This window comes from Pontibacter mucosus (genome assembly GCF_003054055.1).
Lineage (GTDB): Bacteria > Bacteroidota > Bacteroidia > Cytophagales > Hymenobacteraceae > Pontibacter > Pontibacter mucosus.
In genome coordinates, this window is sequence record NZ_QBKI01000007.1 from 37,556 (window position 1) to 58,202 (window position 20,647).

General features: G+C 52.7%; 20 protein-coding genes and 1 pseudogene. 12 read left to right on the forward strand and 9 right to left on the reverse strand.

The genetic code is table 11. The features are described from left to right. Window positions 1–7: 7 nt before the first annotated feature. The 7 genes and pseudogenes from C8N40_RS14165 (at window position 8) to C8N40_RS14200 (ending at window position 7,051) form a co-directional block, all read left to right on the forward strand. Complete coding sequence (locus tag C8N40_RS14165) at window positions 8–835, forward strand: outer membrane protein assembly factor BamD (RefSeq protein WP_245905128.1); 828 nt, start codon at window positions 8–10, stop codon at window positions 833–835. Window positions 836–846: 11 nt separating this feature from the next. Further along, window positions 847–1,176, forward strand: coding sequence for a DNA-directed RNA polymerase subunit omega (locus tag C8N40_RS14170; protein ID WP_092099916.1), 330 nt, complete (start codon window positions 847–849; stop codon window positions 1,174–1,176). Window positions 1,177–1,185: 9 nt separating this feature from the next. Beyond that, a pseudogene (coaBC, locus tag C8N40_RS14175) lies at window positions 1,186–2,389 on the forward strand (bifunctional phosphopantothenoylcysteine decarboxylase/phosphopantothenate--cysteine ligase CoaBC). Next, window positions 2,382–3,287: a type IX secretion system protein PorD gene (porD, locus tag C8N40_RS14180; RefSeq protein ID WP_108212438.1), complete on the forward strand. Its 906-nt coding sequence runs from the start codon at window positions 2,382–2,384 to the stop codon at window positions 3,285–3,287. The pseudogene coaBC and the gene porD overlap by 8 nt, the downstream one beginning before the upstream one ends. Before the next feature lie 73 nt (window positions 3,288–3,360). Beyond that, window positions 3,361–3,591 carry a hypothetical protein gene (locus C8N40_RS14185; protein WP_108212439.1) on the forward strand — a complete coding sequence of 77 codons (231 nt, stop codon included), beginning with the start codon at window positions 3,361–3,363 and terminating at the stop codon, window positions 3,589–3,591. A gap of 861 nt (window positions 3,592–4,452) precedes the next feature. Continuing rightward, window positions 4,453–6,150, forward strand: coding sequence for a DNA repair protein RecN (gene recN, locus C8N40_RS14195; RefSeq protein ID WP_108212441.1), 1,698 nt, complete (start codon window positions 4,453–4,455; stop codon window positions 6,148–6,150). 88 nt (window positions 6,151–6,238) lie between these two features. Beyond that, window positions 6,239–7,051, forward strand: a complete 813-nt coding sequence (locus tag C8N40_RS14200) for an enoyl-ACP reductase FabI (RefSeq protein ID WP_108212442.1) — start codon at window positions 6,239–6,241, stop codon at window positions 7,049–7,051. Window positions 7,052–7,483: 432 nt separating this feature from the next. Here C8N40_RS14200 and C8N40_RS14205 read toward each other — a convergent pair whose 3' ends face one another. Continuing rightward, complete coding sequence (locus tag C8N40_RS14205) at window positions 7,484–7,855, reverse strand: cupin domain-containing protein (protein ID WP_108212443.1); 372 nt, start codon at window positions 7,853–7,855, stop codon at window positions 7,484–7,486. Window positions 7,856–7,879: 24 nt separating this feature from the next. Beyond that, a complete protein-coding gene (locus C8N40_RS14210; protein ID WP_108212444.1) occupies window positions 7,880–8,125 on the reverse strand; it encodes a Kazal-type serine protease inhibitor family protein in 246 nt (81 codons plus the stop codon). 187 nt (window positions 8,126–8,312) lie between these two features. On the opposite strand from C8N40_RS14210, the gene C8N40_RS14215 reads away from it, so the two are divergent. The 3 genes from C8N40_RS14215 (at window position 8,313) to C8N40_RS14225 (ending at window position 9,905) form a co-directional block, all read left to right on the forward strand. Further along, window positions 8,313–8,738: a YtxH domain-containing protein gene (locus C8N40_RS14215; protein WP_108212445.1), complete on the forward strand. Its 426-nt coding sequence runs from the start codon at window positions 8,313–8,315 to the stop codon at window positions 8,736–8,738. A gap of 147 nt (window positions 8,739–8,885) precedes the next feature. Continuing rightward, window positions 8,886–9,272, forward strand: coding sequence for a YtxH domain-containing protein (locus C8N40_RS14220; protein ID WP_108212446.1), 387 nt, complete (start codon window positions 8,886–8,888; stop codon window positions 9,270–9,272). Between the two features lie 216 nt (window positions 9,273–9,488). Further along, window positions 9,489–9,905, forward strand: coding sequence for a YtxH domain-containing protein (locus C8N40_RS14225; protein ID WP_108212447.1), 417 nt, complete (start codon window positions 9,489–9,491; stop codon window positions 9,903–9,905). A gap of 77 nt (window positions 9,906–9,982) precedes the next feature. Here C8N40_RS14225 and lysS read toward each other — a convergent pair whose 3' ends face one another. After that, a complete protein-coding gene (gene lysS / locus C8N40_RS14230; protein ID WP_108212448.1) occupies window positions 9,983–11,527 on the reverse strand; it encodes a lysine--tRNA ligase in 1,545 nt (514 codons plus the stop codon). A gap of 345 nt (window positions 11,528–11,872) precedes the next feature. After that, window positions 11,873–12,901 (reverse strand): hypothetical protein, encoded by a 1,029-nt coding sequence (locus tag C8N40_RS14235; protein ID WP_108212702.1) that lies wholly within the window; start codon window positions 12,899–12,901, stop codon window positions 11,873–11,875. Between the two features lie 285 nt (window positions 12,902–13,186). Here C8N40_RS14235 and C8N40_RS14240 point away from each other — a divergent pair, with 285 nt between their 5' ends. Continuing rightward, the gene (locus tag C8N40_RS14240; RefSeq protein ID WP_245905129.1) at window positions 13,187–13,591 is read left to right on the forward strand and encodes a hypothetical protein; all 405 of its coding nucleotides are present in this window, start codon (window positions 13,187–13,189) and stop codon (window positions 13,589–13,591) included. Here C8N40_RS14240 and ggt read toward each other — a convergent pair. Both ggt and C8N40_RS14250 read right to left on the reverse strand, forming a co-directional pair. Continuing rightward, the gene (gene ggt, locus C8N40_RS14245; protein WP_108212449.1) at window positions 13,588–15,312 is read right to left on the reverse strand and encodes a gamma-glutamyltransferase; all 1,725 of its coding nucleotides are present in this window, start codon (window positions 15,310–15,312) and stop codon (window positions 13,588–13,590) included. The genes C8N40_RS14240 and ggt overlap by 4 nt on opposite strands. Window positions 15,313–15,401: 89 nt before the next feature. Beyond that, window positions 15,402–17,510, reverse strand: coding sequence for a carboxy terminal-processing peptidase (locus C8N40_RS14250; protein ID WP_108212450.1), 2,109 nt, complete (start codon window positions 17,508–17,510; stop codon window positions 15,402–15,404). Window positions 17,511–17,977: 467 nt separating this feature from the next. Between C8N40_RS14250 and C8N40_RS14255 the strand changes: the two genes are divergently transcribed. After that, entirely contained in the window at window positions 17,978–18,529 is a 552-nt protein-coding gene (locus C8N40_RS14255; RefSeq protein WP_108212451.1) for an arylesterase, read from the forward strand. A gap of 60 nt (window positions 18,530–18,589) precedes the next feature. Here the strand turns inward: C8N40_RS14255 and C8N40_RS14260 are convergent, their stop codons facing one another. The 3 genes from C8N40_RS14260 to C8N40_RS14270 form a co-directional block, all read right to left on the reverse strand. Then, complete coding sequence (locus C8N40_RS14260; RefSeq protein WP_108212452.1) at window positions 18,590–19,189, reverse strand: DUF4142 domain-containing protein; 600 nt, start codon at window positions 19,187–19,189, stop codon at window positions 18,590–18,592. A gap of 51 nt (window positions 19,190–19,240) precedes the next feature. After that, window positions 19,241–19,672: a response regulator gene (locus tag C8N40_RS14265; protein WP_108212453.1), complete on the reverse strand. Its 432-nt coding sequence runs from the start codon at window positions 19,670–19,672 to the stop codon at window positions 19,241–19,243. A gap of 331 nt (window positions 19,673–20,003) precedes the next feature. Then, window positions 20,004–20,540 (reverse strand): hypothetical protein, encoded by a 537-nt coding sequence (locus tag C8N40_RS14270; protein WP_108212454.1) that lies wholly within the window; start codon window positions 20,538–20,540, stop codon window positions 20,004–20,006. Window positions 20,541–20,647: the final 107 nt, after the last annotated feature.

The window sequence follows — 20,647 nt, forward strand, 5'->3', positions numbered from 1 at the left end:
CCCGTTCATGAATAGAGGCTTTTTCCATAGTATCGCACTGTTTTGCCTGTTGCTGCTGGCCACCGGCTGTAGCAACTTTCAGCAATTGCTGAAGAGCAACGATGTCAGCAAGAAGTATCAGGCCGCGCTCGAGTATTATGAGCAGGAGGAATTTTACCGCGCCTCTCAGTTGCTTGACCAGGTGACCGACCTGATGGTGGGTACCGAGGAGGCTGAGAAAGCCCAGTTCTACCGCGCCAAGTCGCACTACATGCAGGGCAACTACATCCTGAGCAACGCGTACTTCCGCACTTTCTACACTACCTACCCGCGCAGCCCGTTTGCCGAGGAGGCAATGTTCCTGCAGGCGCAGTCGCTCTACGAGCAGTCGCCGAGCTACCAGGAGGACCAGACGCCAACCCTGACGGCCATTGAGGCGTACGAGGAGTTTTTGGTGCGCTACCCGAACAGCGAAAGGGTGGAACGTGTGAATATTGCGCTGGAGGAGCTCTATACTAAACTAGACCGGAAAGACTTTAACCAGGCCCGCCTGTACTACAAACTGCGCTACTGGCGCTCGGCGGCCGTGGCCCTGAACAACTTCCTGCAGGAGCATGCTTCCTCGCCGTATGCCGAAGAAGCCGCCTTCCTGAGGCTGGACGCCCAGTACCGCTATGCCCAGGAAAGTGTGCCGGATAAGCAGGAAGAGCGCTACGACGTGGTCCTGGACTATTTCCAGGCCTTTGTAGATACTTATCCCGAGAGCCGCTACAAGCGTGATGCCGAGCGCATCTTTGAGGGCGTGCAGGAGGCACTGGGAACCATCAGAAAAACAGCAAACAATCAGAATTCATAAATTATATATACATGGCAGTAGTTCCATCATCAATCGTTACCCGCAACATGGCCGACTTTGCAGAGCAAACCGGCAACGTATACATGTCTGTGGCAGTTATTTCTAAAAGAGCTAACCAGATTTCCGTGAAGCTGAAGGAAGAGCTGAACTCTAAACTGGCTGAGTTTGCCACCACGGTGGACAACCTGGAGGAAGTGTTTGAGAACCGCGAGCAGATCGAGATCTCCAAGTACTACGAGCGCCTGCCTAAGCCTACCAGCCTGGCTGTGGAGGAGTTCCTGGAAGGAAAGGTGTATGTTAGAAAGCCGGACGAGGAAACAGAGGAGGACATCAACCTGTAATACAGGCGGATGCTGAAAGGTAAAAAGATCATATTGGGAGTTAGCGGAAGTATAGCGGCTTACAAGGCTGCCCTGCTTATCCGGCTGCTCGTAAAAGCAGAAGCAGAAGTGCAGGTCATTATGACGGCTTCTGCTTCTGACTTTATAACCCCTCTCACGCTGGCCACCCTCTCTAAACGGCCGGTGCTCAGCCAGTTTGTTAAGGACGAAACAGGCGAGTGGAACAACCACGTGGACCTTGGTCTGTGGGCCGATGCGTTGGTGGTAGCCCCGGCCAGCGCCAACACCGTGGCTAAACTTGCCAACGGCCTCTGCGACAACTTGCTCAGCGCCACCTACCTGTCGGCGCGTTGCCCCGTGTTTCTTGCCCCCGCTATGGACCTGGACATGTACCAGCACCCGGCGGTGCAAAGCAACCTTACCAAACTGCGCGGCTACGGCAACCGTGTGATAGAGGCGGGCTACGGCGAACTGGCCAGCGGACTGGTAGGGCAGGGGCGCATGGCGGAGCCGGAGGAGATTGTACAGGTGCTACAGAATTTCTTTTCAGGTGACAGAAAAATCGTTTAAGGGCAAGACGGTACTTATCACGGCAGGCCCAACCTACGAGCCGATTGACCCGGTGCGCTTTATCGGGAACCACTCTACAGGCAAAATGGGCTATGCCCTGGCTGAGTGTTTTGCCGCCCACGGGGCTGCGGTTCAACTGGTGTCCGGGCCAACTGGGCTGCACACCAACCACACCAACATCGAGGTAAAGCGTGTTACCACTGCCGAGGAGATGTACAAGGCCGTGCTGAAGCGGGCGGATGCCGCCGACATCTGGGTGTTTGCCGCCGCAGTGGCCGACTATCGCCCCAAAACAGTGGCCGATAAAAAGATTAAAAAAGCCGGCGACGAGCTGACGATTGAGCTGGTGAAGAACGTTGACATTGCAGCGGCGCTGGGCAAGGAGAAAGAGGAGTGGCAGTTTTCGGTGGGCTTTGCCCTGGAAACCGACAACGAAGCCGCCAACGCCCGCGAAAAGCTCCGCAAAAAGAACCTGGACATGATTGTGCTCAACTCGCTTAAAGATCCGGGGGCGGGCTTTGCGCACGATACAAATAAAATCACTATCATTGAGGAAGAGGCCACACATACCTTTGAGCTCAAAAAGAAAAGCGAGGTGGCGCAGGACATAGTAGACTTAATCTGGAAGCGGACAAATGGCTAAAAAGGTACTTGCTTTGCTGATGTTGGTTTTCACCGCCTGGGCCGCCAGGGCGCAGGAACTGCAGTGCGACGTGGTGGTTAACAGCGAGCAGGTACAGTACACCGACAGGCAGTTGTTCACGGACATGCAGACGCGCATCTCCGAGTTTATGAACAACCGCCGCTGGACCGGACAGGCCTACAGTGCCGATGAGCGCATCAAGTGCCGCATCCTCATCAACCTCACCGAAATGCCGGAAATCGGCACCTTCCGTGCCAACGTGCAGGTACTCTCCGTAAGGCCGGCCTATGGCACCGGTTACGAATCCGTGCTTTTCTCCTTTATCGACAAAGACTGGACCTTTCAGTTTAACACGGCCCAGCCACTCGAGTTTGCCGAGAATAATTATACTTCCAACCTGTCGTCGATGCTGGCCTTTTATGCCTACATGATCATCGGGATGGATAACGACAGCTTTGGCCGTTTGGGAGGCTCCCCCGCCTACGACAGGGCCCGGGCTATACTTAACCTGGCGGCCTCGCAAGGCTCCGGCTACCCCGGCTGGCGGGCCTTCGACAGCAACCGCAACCGCTACTGGCTGATTGACAACGTGCAGGACCCACAGTTTTTGCCTTTCCGCGAGGGCCTTTATACCATGCACCGCCAGGGGCTGGACCAAATGGCCGAGAAACCTGAGGAAGCGCGCCAAAACGTGCTAACCATGTTGGCTAACCTACAGCGCCTGCAGCAGCAAAAACCCAACTCTGCCATACTTTATGCCTTCTTTGATGCGAAAGCTGATGAATTGGCGAACATGTTTAAGGGTGCCACCCCGGCACAGAAGCAGCAGGCTTACACCATCTTATCGCAGGCAGACCCAACGAATACCAGCAAATACGAAGTTTTGCTAAAACGCTAATATTTTTAGAATTCCGCTAAAAGCATGTATCTTCACGGCCAGAAATTTGCCGTCGTGCTTTATACTTGCGCTCATGGGAAAACGCCAGTTCCGTATTTTCAGGAAAGACCTGCTTAGCCGCCGCTTCGAGCTGCTGCAAAGCCCCGCCGTGCAGGTGGTGCTACGCAGCAAAGTAGTGCTGACCGGAAAGCTGAAAGAGCTGGACGAGAAAGGGGCAGAGCTGCAGGATTTACGCTTCAACTACCACGCCTTTCCGCTCGAGCAGGTAGAGGAAATGATCTACGACGTGGAGGCACCGTACTAAAGTATAAAGTGGAGGGTTCTAGAGTATAGAAGCAGAACTGCAGTTCCGGATTTGCCATCCGCGAGTTTGCCAGTAGCAAAAGCCTTTACTAAGCGGATTACAAATCCGCAGCTGATTATACTTTCGGATTGCAAATCCGAAAGAGCGGGTATAAAACGAAGTATAAGATATAGCTGTGCAGCCGGTAGACCGAAAGTTTATACTTTAAGAACACCTCAGGCAAGTATAAAAGTATACTTTCCTCGCGCTACTATTAAAAGAAAAACTTTCCCAGTTTTTCCAGGAGGCGCCTTGTGAGATCCGGTGCCCGCTAAGGGCAGCCGGAGCGCAGCGGAGGCAGGAGGGAACACAGCGCCGAGTGGGAAAACGAGGCCTCCCGGCCTAGGAGGGCAGAATACAGGAGATGAAACAATAGGTTGGTGGGAACTAGAGGATGAACGGAGGCTAGAAAGGATAGCTTGGTTCAAGTCGAAGGAAGCGGTGGCTAAGAAGGTATAAACTGACAAGTATAAAAAGACACGAGCTGCAAGCTCGCGCCAGCGAAAGTATAAACCAGCAAGTATAGCTAAGTAAAAGTATGGCTTTTCAAGCCAGTCGAGTCAGAGACTCGACATCATTGTAAGACACAAGTCTGAAGACTTGCGCCAGACAAGTATCAAGTATAAACTGAAGTATAAAGTATAGCTTACGCGGACATGGAAGTCCGAAACAGCAGCAATCTTAAAGTATAGAAGTATAGCTAGAGTATAGCAACCACAGTATAATCTCGAACACCATACTTCAAAAAAAGAGCAGAAATAACGAACTTTAGCATAGGCAAAAACCCTTACATCTATTGCTATAGTCTTGCGTCCATAGTATATGCTGATAGATCTTAAAATAAAGAATTACGCCCTGATCGAGAAGCTCGAGATGAACCCCTCGCCGCTGCTCAACATCATCACGGGTGAGACAGGTGCCGGTAAATCGATTATGCTGGGGGCCATTGGCCTTTTGCTGGGCAACCGCGCCGATACCAAGCTGCTCTTTAACCAAGGGGAAAAATGCGTGATTGAGGGCGTGTTTGATATCTCTAGCTATAACCTGCAGGAGCTGTTCACTAAAGAAGATCTCGACTTTGATAACCAGTGCATCCTGCGCCGTGAGATCAGCCCGAGCGGCAAGAGCCGTGCCTTTGTGAACGACACGCCTGTGACGCTGGACGTGCTGCGTAAGATAGGCGAAAACCTGATGGACATCCACTCGCAGCACGACACCCTGCAACTCGGCGACACAAGCTATCAGCTCAACATCCTGGATATTTACGCGGGCAACACGGCGGCGATGGGCAACACGACCTTCGATATCTACGCCGGCAATCTCTCGTACCTGCACGCCTACAACCAGAGCTACCGTACCTACAAAAAGCTAGAAAGCGATTATAAAAAGTTAACCGACCAGCTGGCGCAAGCGCAGAAGGAGCATGATTACCATGCCTTTTTACTCAACGAATTGGAAGAAGCCGGCCTGCAGGAAAATGAGCAGGAGGAATTGGAGGAAGAACTCAAGCAGCTGGAGAACGCTGAGGACATCAAGCTCAAGCTGACGCAGGCCGTGCAAAGCCTCACCGACTCAGAGTTCAACATCACCTCCGCCCTGAAGGACACGGTGCATACCTTGGGGCAGTTGGCAAGCTTCTCCAGCAAGTATGAGGAGTTGCGCAGCCGCGCCGAGAGCTGCATGATCGAGCTCAGCGATATTTCCGGGGAGCTGGAAGATGCCGAGCGCAACACCGAGGCCGACCCGCAGCGCACGCTGGAGGTGCAGGAGCGGCTGAACCTGATTTATACCTTGCAGCGCAAGCACCAGGTACAGACCAATGCCGAGTTGTTGCAGTTGCAGCGGGAGCTGGAAGAGAAGGTAGGCAGTGTGCTGAACCTGGATACCGCCATCACCAACACCGAGAAAGCCATGAAGGAGGCTGAGAAAGAGGTGCTGGAGAAGGCCGCCATACTTTCAGAGCGCCGCAAGGCCTCTTTCGCAACGTTTGAGAAGGAACTTTATACTTTGCTGGCCGAGCTGGGCATGCCGAATGCCCGCATCGTGATTCAGCACAACGCGGTTGCGCCTTCTGCCACCGGCACCGACGACATCAGCATTCTCTTCAGCGCCAACAAAGGGGCGCAGCCGCAAACACTTATCAAAGCTGCCTCAGGTGGTGAGTTCTCGCGCCTGATGCTAAGTATAAAGTATATGCTGGCCGATAAAACCGCACTGCCAACCATCGTGTTCGACGAGATTGACACGGGTATTTCCGGGGAGGTGGCCGTGAAAGTGGGCAAGATGATGCAGCAGATGGCGCAGAAGCACCAGATCATTGCCATCTCGCACCTGCCGCAGATTGCCGCGCAAGGCGACTCGCATTACTTCGTCTACAAGCACGACACCGAGGACCGCACCATCAGCCGGATCAAGAAGCTTAACGATGAGGAGCGCATCAATGAGATAGCCCACATGATTGCCGGTGCCAACCCAAGCGATAATGCCTATCAAAGTGCAAAAGAGTTGCTGTCCTTGTAGACAGGAATTGCTATATTGCTGCTTCGTTTATACTGTCTGATAATTTTGTATTTATAAACGCGAAAAATAGCAATAAACAACTATAGAGATGGCCAACAATCTGCTTAAAGGAAAGAAAGGAATTATTTTTGGTGCCCTGGACGAGAAATCAATCGCCTGGAAAGTGGCCGTACGCGCGAAAGAGGAGGGTGCGGAGTTTGTGCTGACAAATGCCCCAATCGCCATGCGCATGGGCGAGATCAACAAGCTGGCAGAGCAGTGCAACGCGCAGATCATCCCGGCCGACGCCACGTCTGTAGAGGATCTGGAGAACCTGTTCACAAAGGCGCAGGAAATCCTGGGCGGCAAAATCGACTTTATACTTCACTCCATCGGCTCAAGCCCGAACATCCGCAAGGGCAAGTCTTACGGCGACCTGAACTACGAGTGGTTCCAGAAAACGCTGGACATTTCGGGACTGTCTTTCCACAAGATAATGCATGTGGCCGAGAAGCAGGACGCCCTGAACGAGTGGGGCTCTGTGGTGGCGCTTTCCTACATCGCCGCACAGCGTGTGTTCCCGGATTATACCGACATGTCGCATGCGAAGGCGCTGCTGGAGTCTATTGCTCGCAACTATGGCTACCGCCTGGGCAGAATGAAGAACGTGCGCGTTAACACGATTTCTCAGTCTCCGACTAAAACCACGGCCGGTACCGGTGTGGGCGGCTTCGATGCCTTCTACGACTATGCCGATAAGATGTCGCCGCTGGGCAACGCCTCTGCCGAGGACTGCGCCAATTATACTATCTCCCTGTTCTCTGACCTGACCCGCATGGTAACCATGCAGAACCTGATGCACGACGGTGGCTTCAGCAGCATGGGTATCTCCGAGGACATCGTAGACATGATCAGCAAGTAATCTAAAATTTTGAAGATGTGAGGATTTGAAAAGAATCTGCACATCTTAAAGTATAAAAGCCCCCTGCCAAAGTATGGCTGGGGGCTTTTGTTTAATAGTCTATCTATACTTGGAAACAAGGTACCTTGCTCTCGCTCGCGTCCCGCGAGTGTGCGCTACGAGCTGGCCTCTGGCCATATTATACTTCAAAAGCAACACACCTACCAAGAGGGAAAGCAGATTGCTGTTACAGGAATTCCCCTCCTTGGAGGGGCGGGGGTGGGTTTACACCTTCACCTAAATAGCAAACGCAACTTGGGTGCTAAGGTATAAAACTCTTACACAACGTGCCGGGACGCCACCAGATGCCTCACACTCGCGGGACGCGAGCGAGGGTTATACTTTCGTGAACATCCTCACATCTTCAAATTTCCAAATCTTCACATTTCCCCATCAACTTTCCTCGCGGTGCACGGCGTTGAAGTCGAAGGCCGGGATGCAGATGGACCAGTATTCGGTTTCATGGTCGTAGGGGTTGGTATAGCGGATACGGGCGCCCGCCTTTATCAGGATAGACTCTCCGGCGTTTACCTCCACCTTTTCGCCATCTATCTCTATCTCCTTTTTCCCCTTCGTCACGATGGTGATCTCATCGAACTCCGGCGTCTGGTGCGGCTCTCCCCAATGCGGTGGCGCCACCATGTGTGCCACACTGAAGGTGTTGGTGTGGGTAGAGGCGTTGCCGAAATGCTCTTCGATCAGCTTGCCGTCGGTAGTGGGCACCCGGAAGGGCTTGGTTTGTTTAAAGTACTTCTTCTCGCTCATAGGATCAGGCATTAAAGGTATGGCCTACTGCTTGTCTTCGCAGGCACCTTTTGTATACGAGGTAACGCCGGCATTGTCGGCCACGCAGGCGTTGCCGTAGGTTTTGCCGTCGCAACCGCACACCGGGTCGTACTGCATGGTGCACATGGCGTCGGGGTTAATTTTGGCAGGGTCGATGCAGGCGGCGGAGGCGTCCGGGGCCTTGTTGTTAACGCAGGAGGCCAGGGCGGCGGCAAACAGCAGCGCAGAGGCAGCAATTACTTTTTTCATAGTTTAGGTTTGGTTAAAAATATCTACGTATATGGCAGAAAGGGGCTTCAGTATCAACCTGTATCAGCGCTGCCCGTATGTATCTGCAATTACAAAAATATAGAAATTTAAACGGATGCAGCCTGTCTTTTGGTATGATCTGTTTAAAGCGTATACTTCCACTTAACGAATGCAAAAAATGAGAACTATGAATCAGATCGATAAAGACAGCGATAAAATACTGGTGGCTACCCTGGCGGGTATCGGATTGGGCGTAGCGGCGGGTGTGCTGCTGGCTCCTAAAAACGGGCGTGATACCCGGGAAGAGCTGATGCGCCAGCTAAACCGCGCCAGCGACGAAGTAAACAGCAACGTGAAGCGATGGACCTCGAGCCTGAAGGGAGGCGGAAAGTCCACCGGCACCAAGCCGCAGGAGGAGTACGACCTGGTGATGCACGGCTCCTGGGAGGACGTGAAGCGCCAGATGAAGCAGAACTACGGTGAACTGACAGAAGAGGATCTCCGCTACGACAAGGGCCGCGAGCATGAGCTGTTGGACAGGCTGCAGGCCAGAATGGGCAAAACGCGCGACGAGATAAAGCGCATGCTCTCCGACATGAACTTTAGCTGGTAAGGCACCGGCCTGAGTTTCTAGTAAAAATTTTTCAGGATTTTTGAGTAACTATAATAGAATCTAATAGTATATATATAACTTAATGCTGTATAAGCCGTTATTATACTGGTTAAGTTGATTTTAAATAGATTATTAACATAAACGACTATGAAAGACAATAGCGGAAAAGTTTTGCTGGCCATGCTGGCTGGTGCCAGTGCAGGTGTGATAGCAGGTTTGCTGATGGCTCCTGACACAGGCGAGGTTACCCGTAGCAGCATCAAGAAATGGGCTGGCAAAATGAGCAAAGACCTGGAGAAGAACCTTCAGGATGGCCTGGACGAGATTAAGAAGATGAGCAGCGAAAAGTTCGGCAAGTCGGGCGAAGGTAGCAGCGCAGCAGGTGACAACACTGGAGCTAACAAGAGCGCTAGCACTGGTTCCACTGCAACAGGCGGCACATCTTCCTCTACGGGTAGCCAAACAAGCTCTGGTGGCTCCTCTACTACAGGAGGCTCAGGCACCACTACCGGCACTACAGGCGGAAACGTATAAGTAGAAGCCTGTCTTTTTAGGGATAGCGCCCTAACCTGAGCTGTGGCTTTGAGCCAGGCTCGCTGAGGAGGTTGAGGCCATGCCCGCAGAAACGCCTGTTCTGAAAAGAGCAGGCGTTTTTGTTTGCGCTAACCTATAACAGCCTGCTTGCGTTAAGGTAGGTATGGTTTTGCCTTCTGAGGAAGGCTTTTATGTTTAAATAAATCAGAATCAGCTATGAGAACGCACATGGAATGCCGCTCGCTTGGAGAGAACAAATCAAATTATACGACACAGGAGTCTGTACGACAGATCAGGCAGCACAGCCCGGAACATAAAAAAAGCAAAGGGAAAAATAGCAGCGGAGGCAGTGGTGCGGTAGCCCTTGGCTTGCTGGCTGGTGCCGCCGCCGGTGCATTGGCTGGCGTTTTACTGGCACCCAATAAAGGCACCACGATGCGCAGAAAAGTATCCGATCAGGCCACGAAGCTGGGGAGCCAGGTTAACAAAAGCTATGCTACCACCAAAGACAAAGTAACTGACTGGACAAGCAAACTGAAGACAGGCAACCAAACTAGTGGTAACACGAAGAGAAGCCCTTATGAGGATACAGGTAGCACACGTAATCCGAACGATATCCCACCAGCTATGTAGAGAATGGATAGGAAAGTATAAAACAAAAGCGGCCTGCTATACTTTAGCAGGCCGCTTTTTACGAATAAGAGTCAGGGTTACTGCTGCTCTTCTTCTTTCTTATCGTGTTTCTCCGGCTTCATCTGCGGGAAGAACAACACATCCTGAATGGAGTTGGAGTTGGTCATGATCATCGTCAGTCGGTCGATGCCCACACCCAGGCCTGCGGTTGGCGGCATGCCGTACTCCAGGGCGCGCAGGAAGTCCTCGTCCAGGGCCATGGCCTCCACGTCGCCGCGGCGGGCAAGCTCCAGCTGCTCCTCAAAGCGGGCACGCTGATCCACCGGGTCGTTCAGCTCGGAGAAGGCGTTGCAGATTTCCTTGCCATTACAGATGGCCTCAAAGCGCTCCACCAGGCCTGGCTTGCTGCGGTGTTTCTTGGCCAGCGGACTCATCTCCACCGGGTAATCGGTGATGAAGGTTGGCTGGATCAGGTATGGCTCCGTTGTTTCGCCGAAGATTTCATCGATGAGTTTGGCCTTGCCCATGGTAGAGTCGGTGCGGATGCCCAGTTTCTCGGCTGTCTGGCGCAGTTCGGCCTCCTCCATGTTGGAGATGTCGATCTTGGTGAAGTGCTCGATGGCCTCGAACATAGTATAACGCTTCCAGGGGCGGGCAAAGTTGATCACGTTCTCACCTACCTGTACTTCCGTTTTACCGTGCAGGGCAAGGGCTACTTTCTCCACCATTTCCTCCACCAGCTCCATCATCCAGTTGTAGTCTTTGTAGGTCACGTAAAGCTCCATCACCGTAAACTCCGGGTTGTGGAAGCGGCTCATGCCCTCGTTGCGGAAGTCTTTGGCAAATTCGAACACGCCGTCAAAACCACCCACAATCAGGCGCTTTAAGTATAGCTCGTTGGCAATGCGCAGGTACAGCGTCATGTCCAGCGTGTTGTGGTGCGTTTTAAACGGACGGGCCGCCGCGCCACCGTGGATAGGCTGCAGGATAGGGGTTTCCACCTCCAGGTAGCCTTTCTCAGACAGGAAGTTGCGCATGGTGCTAACCAGCTGCGTACGCTTCTTGAAAGTCTCGCGCACGTGCGGGTTTACGATCAGGTCTACGTAGCGCTGGCGGTAACGCAGCTCCGGGTCGGTGAAGCCGTCGTGCACAATCTCGTTGCCATTCTCGTCGATCTCGCGCTTTACAATCGGCAGCGGGCGCAGCGATTTGGCCAGCACCGTCAGTTCGGTTACGTGCACGGAGATCTCGCCCACCTGCGTTATGAAAGCATAGCCTTTCACGCCGATAAAGTCGCCGATGTCGAGCATTTTCTTGAACACCGTGTTGTACAGGTCCTTGTTCTCGCCTGGCGCAATGTCGTCGCGGGAAACATAGATCTGGATACGGCCCGTGCTGTCCATCAGCTCGGCAAAGGAGGCCTTGCCCATAATGCGGCGGCTCATCAGGCGGCCAGCCAGCGTTACTTCCTGGTAGTTGTTCTTCTCCTTATCGTAGTTCTCCTTTATCTCCTTGGCTGTTGCCGTAACTTCAAATGTCTCAGATGGATACGGGTTGATGCCCATTTTCTCCAGCTCTTCGCGCTCATGGCGGCGGCGCAATTCCTGTTCGCTCAGTTGCATGCGATTTATACTATAAGTGATGTCTAAAAATCAAGCTGCAAAATTCGGAAATAATCGGCAGCTTTTAAAGAGGGACCAGTGATTTAAAGTGATTTGACAGATTTATATGATTAGCGTGTTCTTGTTTTAGGTGTGTACTGAGAGGTGATGATGCTACAGCGCTCTTGCTGAAGTATAAAGAAGTATGAATTTCAGTGTTGTGAAGGAGACCAGCTTCTAAAGTAAGGCAGCCTTACAGAAAGTATAAAATTATGAGTTTCTGTTAAACCCCCTTCATCACTGGTTAAAGAAAAACTCCTGCAAGTATACACCTGCAGGAGTTTAAAGAAAGAAGGAAAGTATAACTTAGGCAGCCTGGCCCAGATTGAAATCTTCCTTGCCAAGCAGCGGTTTAATCTGTTGCTGCAGCCTTGCCTCTACAAACGAACGTTGCAGGTAGGCCGGCAGCTCCTGTACGTACTCCTCATACTTCTGTAAGCCCATGGCCTGAGCCACAAAACACTCATGAATGCCGTTCAGGTAGCCCACAATCTGCAGCAGCGACTCGTGGAACAGTTTAAAATCGATCTCGGCCTGCACAAAACGCGCGATCTCGCGGTGCGTGCTCGAAATGCGCAGGCGTGCCATCAGGTCGAACACCGTGGTATAGCCCATGCGCCAGGTGAGCTGCTGCCAGTGCTGCGGACCGAATTTCTGCAACACATCGCCTGTCTTGCTGCTGCGGATTGCCGTAGCCAGGTTAGCCTGCACCGCCTGTCGCACGGCTTTGGCCTTCATGCGGCGCGTGGTACGTAAAAACTGGCCTATCTGCGACTGCGCCTCCAGTTCCTTGCCCGCTATCTGCAACCCGGGTTTGTAGTGCGCCAGGGGCAGACGGTGCACGTTAAAATCATCGTAATGGCCGGAGGCGTAAAAGCCAATGGCCCGCGGATAGGCGTTCTTCACCACCAGCCGACCGGCCTCGCGCAGCACCCAACCCTCGTTATTTGTTCTGAGGCCACGAGTATAAAGGAAAGCCTGCAGGCCGGCGTATACGGCGTAATAGGCCTGCGGGAACGTCCAGTGCAGCGCATTGCGCATATACTCCTCATCGCCCAGCTCGGCAGTGGCCCGCAGCGCATACTCGGTGCTCCAGCTGTTCAACAGTAATTTCTTTATCGCCTCCAAATCCTGATCGGTCAGCTCCGGCCGCTGCTCATGCAGGATGGGCAGTTGCCCCGGCGCCGTGGTGCCGGAGTTTTGAATGTGGTAGTTTATCGCAAAAAAGTAATTCAGAAACACCTGTGCAGGTATAGATTTCTGCGATAGTTTATCGGTGTTTTGTGCCTCCTCAGGATAGAGGGAAAGCACGTTTTCTTCATCTCTCTCTTTCATGTATACAGAACAATCCGGAGGCTTTATCAGTTGCAAAAAAGCAGGAAAATGCATGCATTCTGTTAAGTATAAAGCACTGAAAATCAAGTTGTTGTAATTGATATTTTGATTTTTATTTCAGACGGAGCGAAGTATAAAATAAGGTGCAGCGCACGTGCTGTTTAGAGGTCTCCCAAAAAGTATTTTAGCAGCTTTGGCTACCGTGGGAAAGGAAGGTTCTGGTGTCAGAAAGTATAACCAAGCAGGGCTGTTGGCGGTAAACAAAGTATAAAATTTATACTTCAGATGAACATCATAGACAGACCAGACATAGCCAACAACACACACGCCGCTGTATTGATAGGAGCGGGCCTGACCAGTTATTTTCTGAACGATAACAGGCCGAAAACGGCGCTTATACCGCCGCTAACCGGCGGCGCCTTGCTGCTGCTCAGCTCAGGTATAAAAGCAGGCAACCAGAACGTGGCGCACGCGGCGGTAGGGGCCACCTCGCTGCTGAGCGTGATGACAGGTATACTTTTGTCCAAAGCCATTGCGCCGTCGCAGGAGGCGAAGCAAAAATTTAAGCCCGAAGTACTCCGGCGCAGGGCCAGTGTCTTCGGGCTTATGACTTTAACGGGCTTAGCCGCTGTGGGTGTGTATGTGGCCGGCTTTATCCAGAAGCGGAAGCAGGCCGAAAGTATAGTTTAGAAACCGGCTGCCACATCGTCGCCACGCGGATCGGCACCACCCTCCAACTTCCCATCAGGCAGCACCAGTATGGCGTCCACGCGGCCATACTGCCCGCGCTGTTTTAACGTATAGCCTTTGCTTTGCAAGGCAGCGCGTACCTCAGCGGGTATGGCGTCGGCGGTATGCTGTATCTCGTCGGGTAGCCACTGGTGGTGGAAACGGGGTGCGGCCACGGCCTGCTGCATGGTCATGTCGTGCTCCAGCACGTTCAGGATGGTCTGGAAGATGGAGGTGATGATGGTAGACCCTCCGGGGGTACCCACGACCATAAACAATTTACCGTCTTTCTCCAGGATGGTGGGCGTCATGGCGCTAAGCATGCGCTTGTTGGGCTCGATGGCGTTGGCTTTGCCGCCCACCAGACCGTACATGTTCGGTACGCCGGGCTTTGAGCTGAAATCGTCCATTTCGTTGTTGAGCAGAAATCCCGCCCCTTCCACCACCACATAGGAGCCGTAGCTGCCATTAATGGTGGTGGTGATGGAGACAGCGTTCCCGGCCGGATCCACGATGCTGAAGTGGGTTGTCTCCTCGCTTTCAAACACGGGCACCTGACCGGCTTTTACTTCGGAAGAAGGGGTGGCCTGTGCCAGTGTCATGGTGCTCATGCGGTTTTTCAGGTAATCCTCATCCAGTAGCTCCTCTACCGGCACGTGCACAAAGTCCGGGTCGCCGAGGTAAGTGGCACGGTCGGCGTATACGCGGCGCTCGGCTTCCGTCATGATTTGAATAGTTTCCGTGCTCTGCCAGCCATACTTTCTGAGGTCATAAGGCTCCACCATTTTCAGCAACTGCATCAGGGCCACACCACCGCTCGACGGCGGGCCTATCGAGATAACTTTATAGCCTTTGTAATTCCCAATCACGGGCTTGCGCCAAACAGAAGTATAACTAGCCAGGTCCTGGTGAGTCATGATACCATTCCCGCGCTGCATCTCTTTCACGATTAAATCGGCTGTTTCGCCGGCGTAGAAGCCCTCACGGCCCTTGTCGCGGATACGCTCCAGCGTACGGGCCAGCTCAGGGTGACGGAGGGTGTCTCCGGCCTTCCACTCCTGCTCACGCACCAGGTAGGGGAGGTGCTTGTTGTTTTTGAGAAACGCCTCTTTCGTGTTGTTCAGGCCTCTGGCTTCCCGCGCCGTCAGTACCACGCCGTTACGCGCCAGGTCTACGGCTGGCTGCACCAGTTCCGCCCAAGGCAACGAACCATACTTCTCGTGTATCTTCACCATGCCATCCACCGAACCCGGAACGCCCGCCGCCAGGTGCCCTCTGGTGCTCAGGCCCTCCACCACATTGCCAAGGCTGTCCTGGTACATGGTCTCAGAGGCTGCTGCCGGCGCTGTCTCCCTGAAGTCGAGGGTGGCTACTTCGCCGCTGGCACTTCTGGCCACCATAAAGCCGCCGCCGCCAATGTTCCCTGCCTCCGGAAAGGCCACGGCAAGCGCAAACTGTGTTGCGATGGCTGCATCGTAGGCATTGCCGCCCTTGCGCAGTATTTCGGTGCCGATGCGCGAGGCGTCGGGGTGGGCGGATACTACCATGGCTTGCTCAGTTATCAGGCCTCTGGCGGCTGCTGTGGGCGTTTCTTTGGCTGGCTTGGTTGCGCAGCTGTTTAGGAGTGCCGGCAGCAGGAAAAGCAGCAGTAACCATACGTTAGAGATGGCTTTAGTGTGCATAAGTATACGGTTGATGTTTGGGTGCTTAAGATATAAAAAAACGCCAGCTATCTGCAATAGCTGGCGTTCTTGTTGTAAGTGTGGTTGTCTTATTTCAGATCTTCCTGGATAATGGCAACCGCCTCCTCCAGGTACACATCCTGCTCGAGGCTCTTGATAAACTCCTTGTTGCGTGCCAGTTTAGCCGTGTCGCTGCCGAGGGCTTGCAGGTCCTGCTGTAGGCGTTTCACGTTCAGCACCGGCAGTTGCTTCTGCGCCTCCTCCAGGCGTTTGGCTTCTGCCTCAGCCTTTTTCTCCTCTGCTTTATACTTTTCAATCTGCAGGGAGCGGGTGGTGTTATCCGCCTGCTTCTTCAGGCGCTCGGCGCTCTGCTTAATCAGCTGGAAGCTCTCGTTTTTAGCCACGCGCTTCTGGCTGTTTGTCTTCACCTGCGCCACGTTCAATTTACCGCCGTTCCAGGATTTATACTTGGCAGGGGCAATCTCGTCGAAAGGCAGTGCGTAGTCCTGCTCCTTCTCCCCGAATTCCAGGTAAGCATAGGCATCCGGAAGATTAACATCCGGCATCACACCGCGCAGCTGCGTGGTGCCGCCGTTGATGCGGTAGAATTTCTGGGTTGTCAGTTTAAGGGCTCCAAATGGCTTATAAGGGTTAAACTGGGCTGGCAGGGCCTCATCCAGCTCAAAGAACTGCTGCACGGTGCCTTTGCCAAAAGTTGGGCTACCCACAATTACGGCGCGCTTGTAGTCCTGCATGGCGGCGGCAAGAATCTCGGAGGCAGAGGCACTATTCGAGTTTACCATAATCACCAGCGGGCCACCATACTGCACCTGCGTGTCGCGGTCGTCAAGCACAACGGCTTTGCCGGAGGCAGTTTTTACCTGTACTACCGGACCTTGCTCAATAAACAATCCAGCCATTTCCACGGCATCGGCCAGCGAGCCACCGCCATTGTTACGGAGGTCCAGAATCAGTCCTTTCATGCCTGCGCTTTTCAGTTTTTCCACTTCCTGCTTCACATCGGCACCGCTAAAGCGACCGTTTTTGTTCTCAAAGTCGGCATAGAAACCTGGCAGCTTAATGTAACCGATCTTGTCCTTGTCCTCAATCAGGGCAGACTGGGCGTAAGTCTCCTCAAACACAATCACGTCGCGGATAATCGGGATAACCTTGGTAGAGCCGTCAGGCTTCTTAACAGTAAGGCGTACCTCCGTGCCTTTCTTACCGCGGATCAGCTGAATGGCGTCGTCGATGCGCATGCCTTCCACCAGCACGGGGTCTTCAGCGCCCTGAGCCACTTTCTGGATGGCGTCACCCGGCTTCAGCTCGCCCTGCAGGTACGAAGGGCTGCCCGGCACAATTTCCATCACGCGTATCTGTCCGTCTTTTTCCTGCAGCGAGGCACCAATACCCTCCAGGCGGCCGGTAAAGTTGATGTCGAAATCAGCTTTGGCTTTTGGCGGGAAGTAGCCTGTGTGCGGGTCATACACGTTGGTTACGGCATTGATGTAAGTGGCGCGACGGTCATCACGGTTAATCTGGGCAAGGCGCTGGTACAGGTCCTCGTAGGTCTTGTTCACTTTTTCGCGGGCCTCTTTCTCCAACTCCTCAAATGTTTTCTGCTTGGCCTTCGGATCTTTCTCCAGCGCCTTCTGCTGGTCTTCCTGCATACTTACCAGGCGCACGAGGGTCTGGTACTTCAGCTGCTTGCGCCAGGCTTCCTTCAGTTCCTCCTTGGTCTTGGCAAAAGGCAGCTTCTCGCCATCCAGCTCTATCTGCTCCTCCACCGTAAAGTCGAAGGGCTTAGCCAGGATCTCTTTGTAGTAAGCCTGCGACTCCTTCATGCGCTGCTCTATCAGGTCGGCCGACAGGTCGAAGAACTTGAAAGAACCCTGGCGCAGCTCATCGTCGATGGCGGTTTCATACTGGCGCAGTTGCTGCACGTCCGACTCCAGCAGAAACTTCTTGTTGTAGTCCAGGCGCTGCAGGTACAGGTTAAACACCTTCTTGGAGAAGCTGTCGTCTACCTTCTCGGGTTGATAGTGCCCCGAGTTAAGGCCCTGCATCAGTGCTTTTATCAGTATCTCGTTTTTGCTATCCGGGTTGTTTCCGTTTCTGTAAAGTATAAAAGAGCCGGTCAGCAGGATAACTGCGAGAACTGACAGTATTATTTTAAAGCGGGTTGTCAATGATATCATCTATTTAATAAGTTGAACTACAGGTTAGATTGCAAAAGTGATGCCGCTCGCGCGATTAAGTTTGGTTTAAAGTGTAATGTAGGGGAAAAAAATATTTTATCATAGCAGTAAGCGCAGGTGGCTACTTTTTATGTACTACATACGAGGCAAAGTGCCTGATATTATAACTGATAACCAAGTTTTTTCGTTTCAGGTAGCCTGTGCCAAAGCCTTGCCCGCTCCTAAAAACAAGGAAGTTCCGCTGGTGTTTTAAAGAAATATACCGGGGCCTGGGTTTGAGGAGGAAAAGTATACAAGCGCAGTGCTTACGCAAAGTGAGTATAAGCGAAAGTATAGTGTGCAGGGTGCAAGGAAACTCCACGTTTTGTATCGGAAAGTATGGCTTGCTGGCGCAGAGGGGGAAGCGTAGTGAAAAGGGGATGGCTTTCTCGCGGGCATGGCTCCCTACTTACTTTAGAAATACCTTCATGAAAAATATACTGATATTCGGGGACAGCCTTACGGCGGGCTACGGATTGCCGGCTGCGCAGGCGTACCCCAGCCTTATTCAGGAGCAGTTGCGGCAGGAGGGGTATGCGGATTACAAGGTGCTGAACGGTGGCCTTAGCGGCGACACCACCGCCGGCGGCGTGCACCGCATCGAGCGCTGGCTGCATGAACCAATCGACATATTTATACTTGCCCTGGGGGCTAACGACGGTTTACGCGGCATTGCGGCGCGTGAGACAAGCCAGAACCTGCAGGCAATTCTGGATAAGGTGCTGCATAAGAACCCGGAGGCGAAGGTTATACTTTCGGGAATGGAGATACCGGACATTGTGCCGGGGCGCTACGCGGCCGAGTTCCGGAAGTTGTTCCGGGAGCTGGCCCTGAAGAACAACATTCACTTTATTCCTTTCCTGCTGGAAGGGGTGGCGGGGAACCGCCTCCTGAACCTGCCGGACGGGGTGCATCCCAACGCGGAGGGGCAAAAGCTGCTGGCGCAGCATACCTGGAACAAACTGAAGGAACTGCTTTAAAGTATAAAAGCCCGGGCAGAGACTGCTGCCCGGGCTTTTAGGACTAATTATACTTTCCTGTTACGGCTGAATGCCGCTGTCCCGGTTTTTAAGCTCTACCTCGCGGCCTCTGGCCTGCTCATACTGTGCCTGCAGTTCTTTTAAGGTGTTGCGCGCCCAAAGCGAGAAAGCGGTGGCGTCTGACTGCTCAATGTCTTTCACCTTACTGTCAAACTCGTCGATGGCTTTTTTCTGCGCATCGGTTAGCTGCTCCCAGTATTCCTCGTTAAAGTTCTTGGCTTCCCGGAGCTCCGAAAGGTGCTTGGTGCCCTCCTCATTCATTTGCTGCGGAAGCGAAACGTTATGCTGTTGCGCCAGCTCGCTCAGTTCTTTCTGTTTGGTGGTATACCAGTCTACCAGGTTGCGTCCGTAGGCCTTTACCGCATCGCTGGTGCCCTGGTCTATGGCTAATTTGCCAAGCTCCACCTGCAGTAGGTTGTTCTGGGCGGCAAACTCCATCAGCTCCCTTTTGTCGTCTGTCAGGGTGGTATCTGCACTGGCTACCGCAGTAGTGCCGGAGGTGGCCTCAGTCGTGTTCTGCTCGTTTGTAGTTCCGGAGTCGCAGGAGGCGAGTAACAAGGCGCCTGCCGCGCACCAGATGGCTATAATCGTGTTTTTCATAGTTCGTGGAAATATTAAGATATAGTTTGTTATACCTTAATGCATACGAAACTATGACAATTTGTTTTCTGCGCGGGTGCTGTCCTGCAGGGCAAGTATGTTGTTAAGGGTAGGGATGGACAGCGGCTTGGTGATAAAGCCAACCACCACTTCATACTGGCGGGCGCGTTGCAGGTAGTCCTGCTCGTCGGAGGAAGTGAACATGGAGATAAACGTCTGGTGCCGCTCGTTGTACCCCATGGCATAGTAGCGGTCCAGGAAATCAAAGCCGTCCATGGAGGGCATGCTGATGTCGAGCAGGATAAGGTCCGGGAAGGCCGTGTCGCCTGTAGCTTCGGCGGCACGAAGAAAGTCCAGCGCCTCGGGCACGCTATGGCAGACCGACACCATGCTGCTCACGTCGGCGTCTTCCAGAATAATCTGAGAGAACAGGTTATTTATTTGATCGTCGTCTATGATCAGGATGTGGTTCAGTTTATACATAAGGGTGCAGTGAATCTGTCATAGATATTCTGGTTTCAAAAAGAGACCAATACGTTTCTTTATTCCTTCAAATAAGAATAGGCTGCAATGTTATAACGGCATCATGCAATGCCATAGTATATATAATAGGCCGCATGAACTTTTTTTGATCCAACTTATATTCAATAATACTATGTTTCTGGTGCGGGGGCAAGGCCTATATGTATTTTAAAGTAACTATAACTATAATAATATATTTATGAATATAATTATTTAAACGGCATAAAAAAAGCGCCCGGCGGTAAGTTATTACCAACCGGGCGCTCTCAGTTTATTTTATTGTATCTACTGCCTAGTAGTAGATGTGCTCTCCTCTATGCTTCTGGAAGTGCGTTTCGAAGTAACGGGCATCCTCGGGGTTATGAGGTTTAAAGCCCAGCACGATATTGCCTTCTTTTACACCTGATTCATAAACTTTGGCTCTCTCCTCCGGAATGCCCGCGCCAATCAGGGCACCGATCAGGCCGCCTGTTAAGCCGCCGGCACCGGCACCCGCCAGACCAGCCGCCAACGGACCAGCCACCACAAGGCCAAGACCCGGAATGGCCACTGAAGTACCAATAGCAGCCACTGCGCCAACAATGGCTCCCAGGGTACCACCTATGGCAGATCCTGCCCCTGTTCCTTCCAGGGACTTGTTACCAAGCTCTGTGGAGTCGCCTTTTGTTTCTCCGCTGAAGTGGCGTTTTCTGCCTTCATCAGACATCACCACGTTAATCTCATCTTTATCATAGCCGCGTGCGCGCAGTTCGTCATAGGCACGCTCGGCGCTATCTCTGTCTCTAAACATAGCGGTCATCATACCCGCTCTATCAGTTGTGTTTGCCATAGCTTTCTTATTTTTTTATAATGGTTCACGTATGGCCGGCAACTACTTAGCTTGTGCTCTTGCCGGCGTGATTTCTATTAACGGGTAAGCATTACCTATAGTTACGG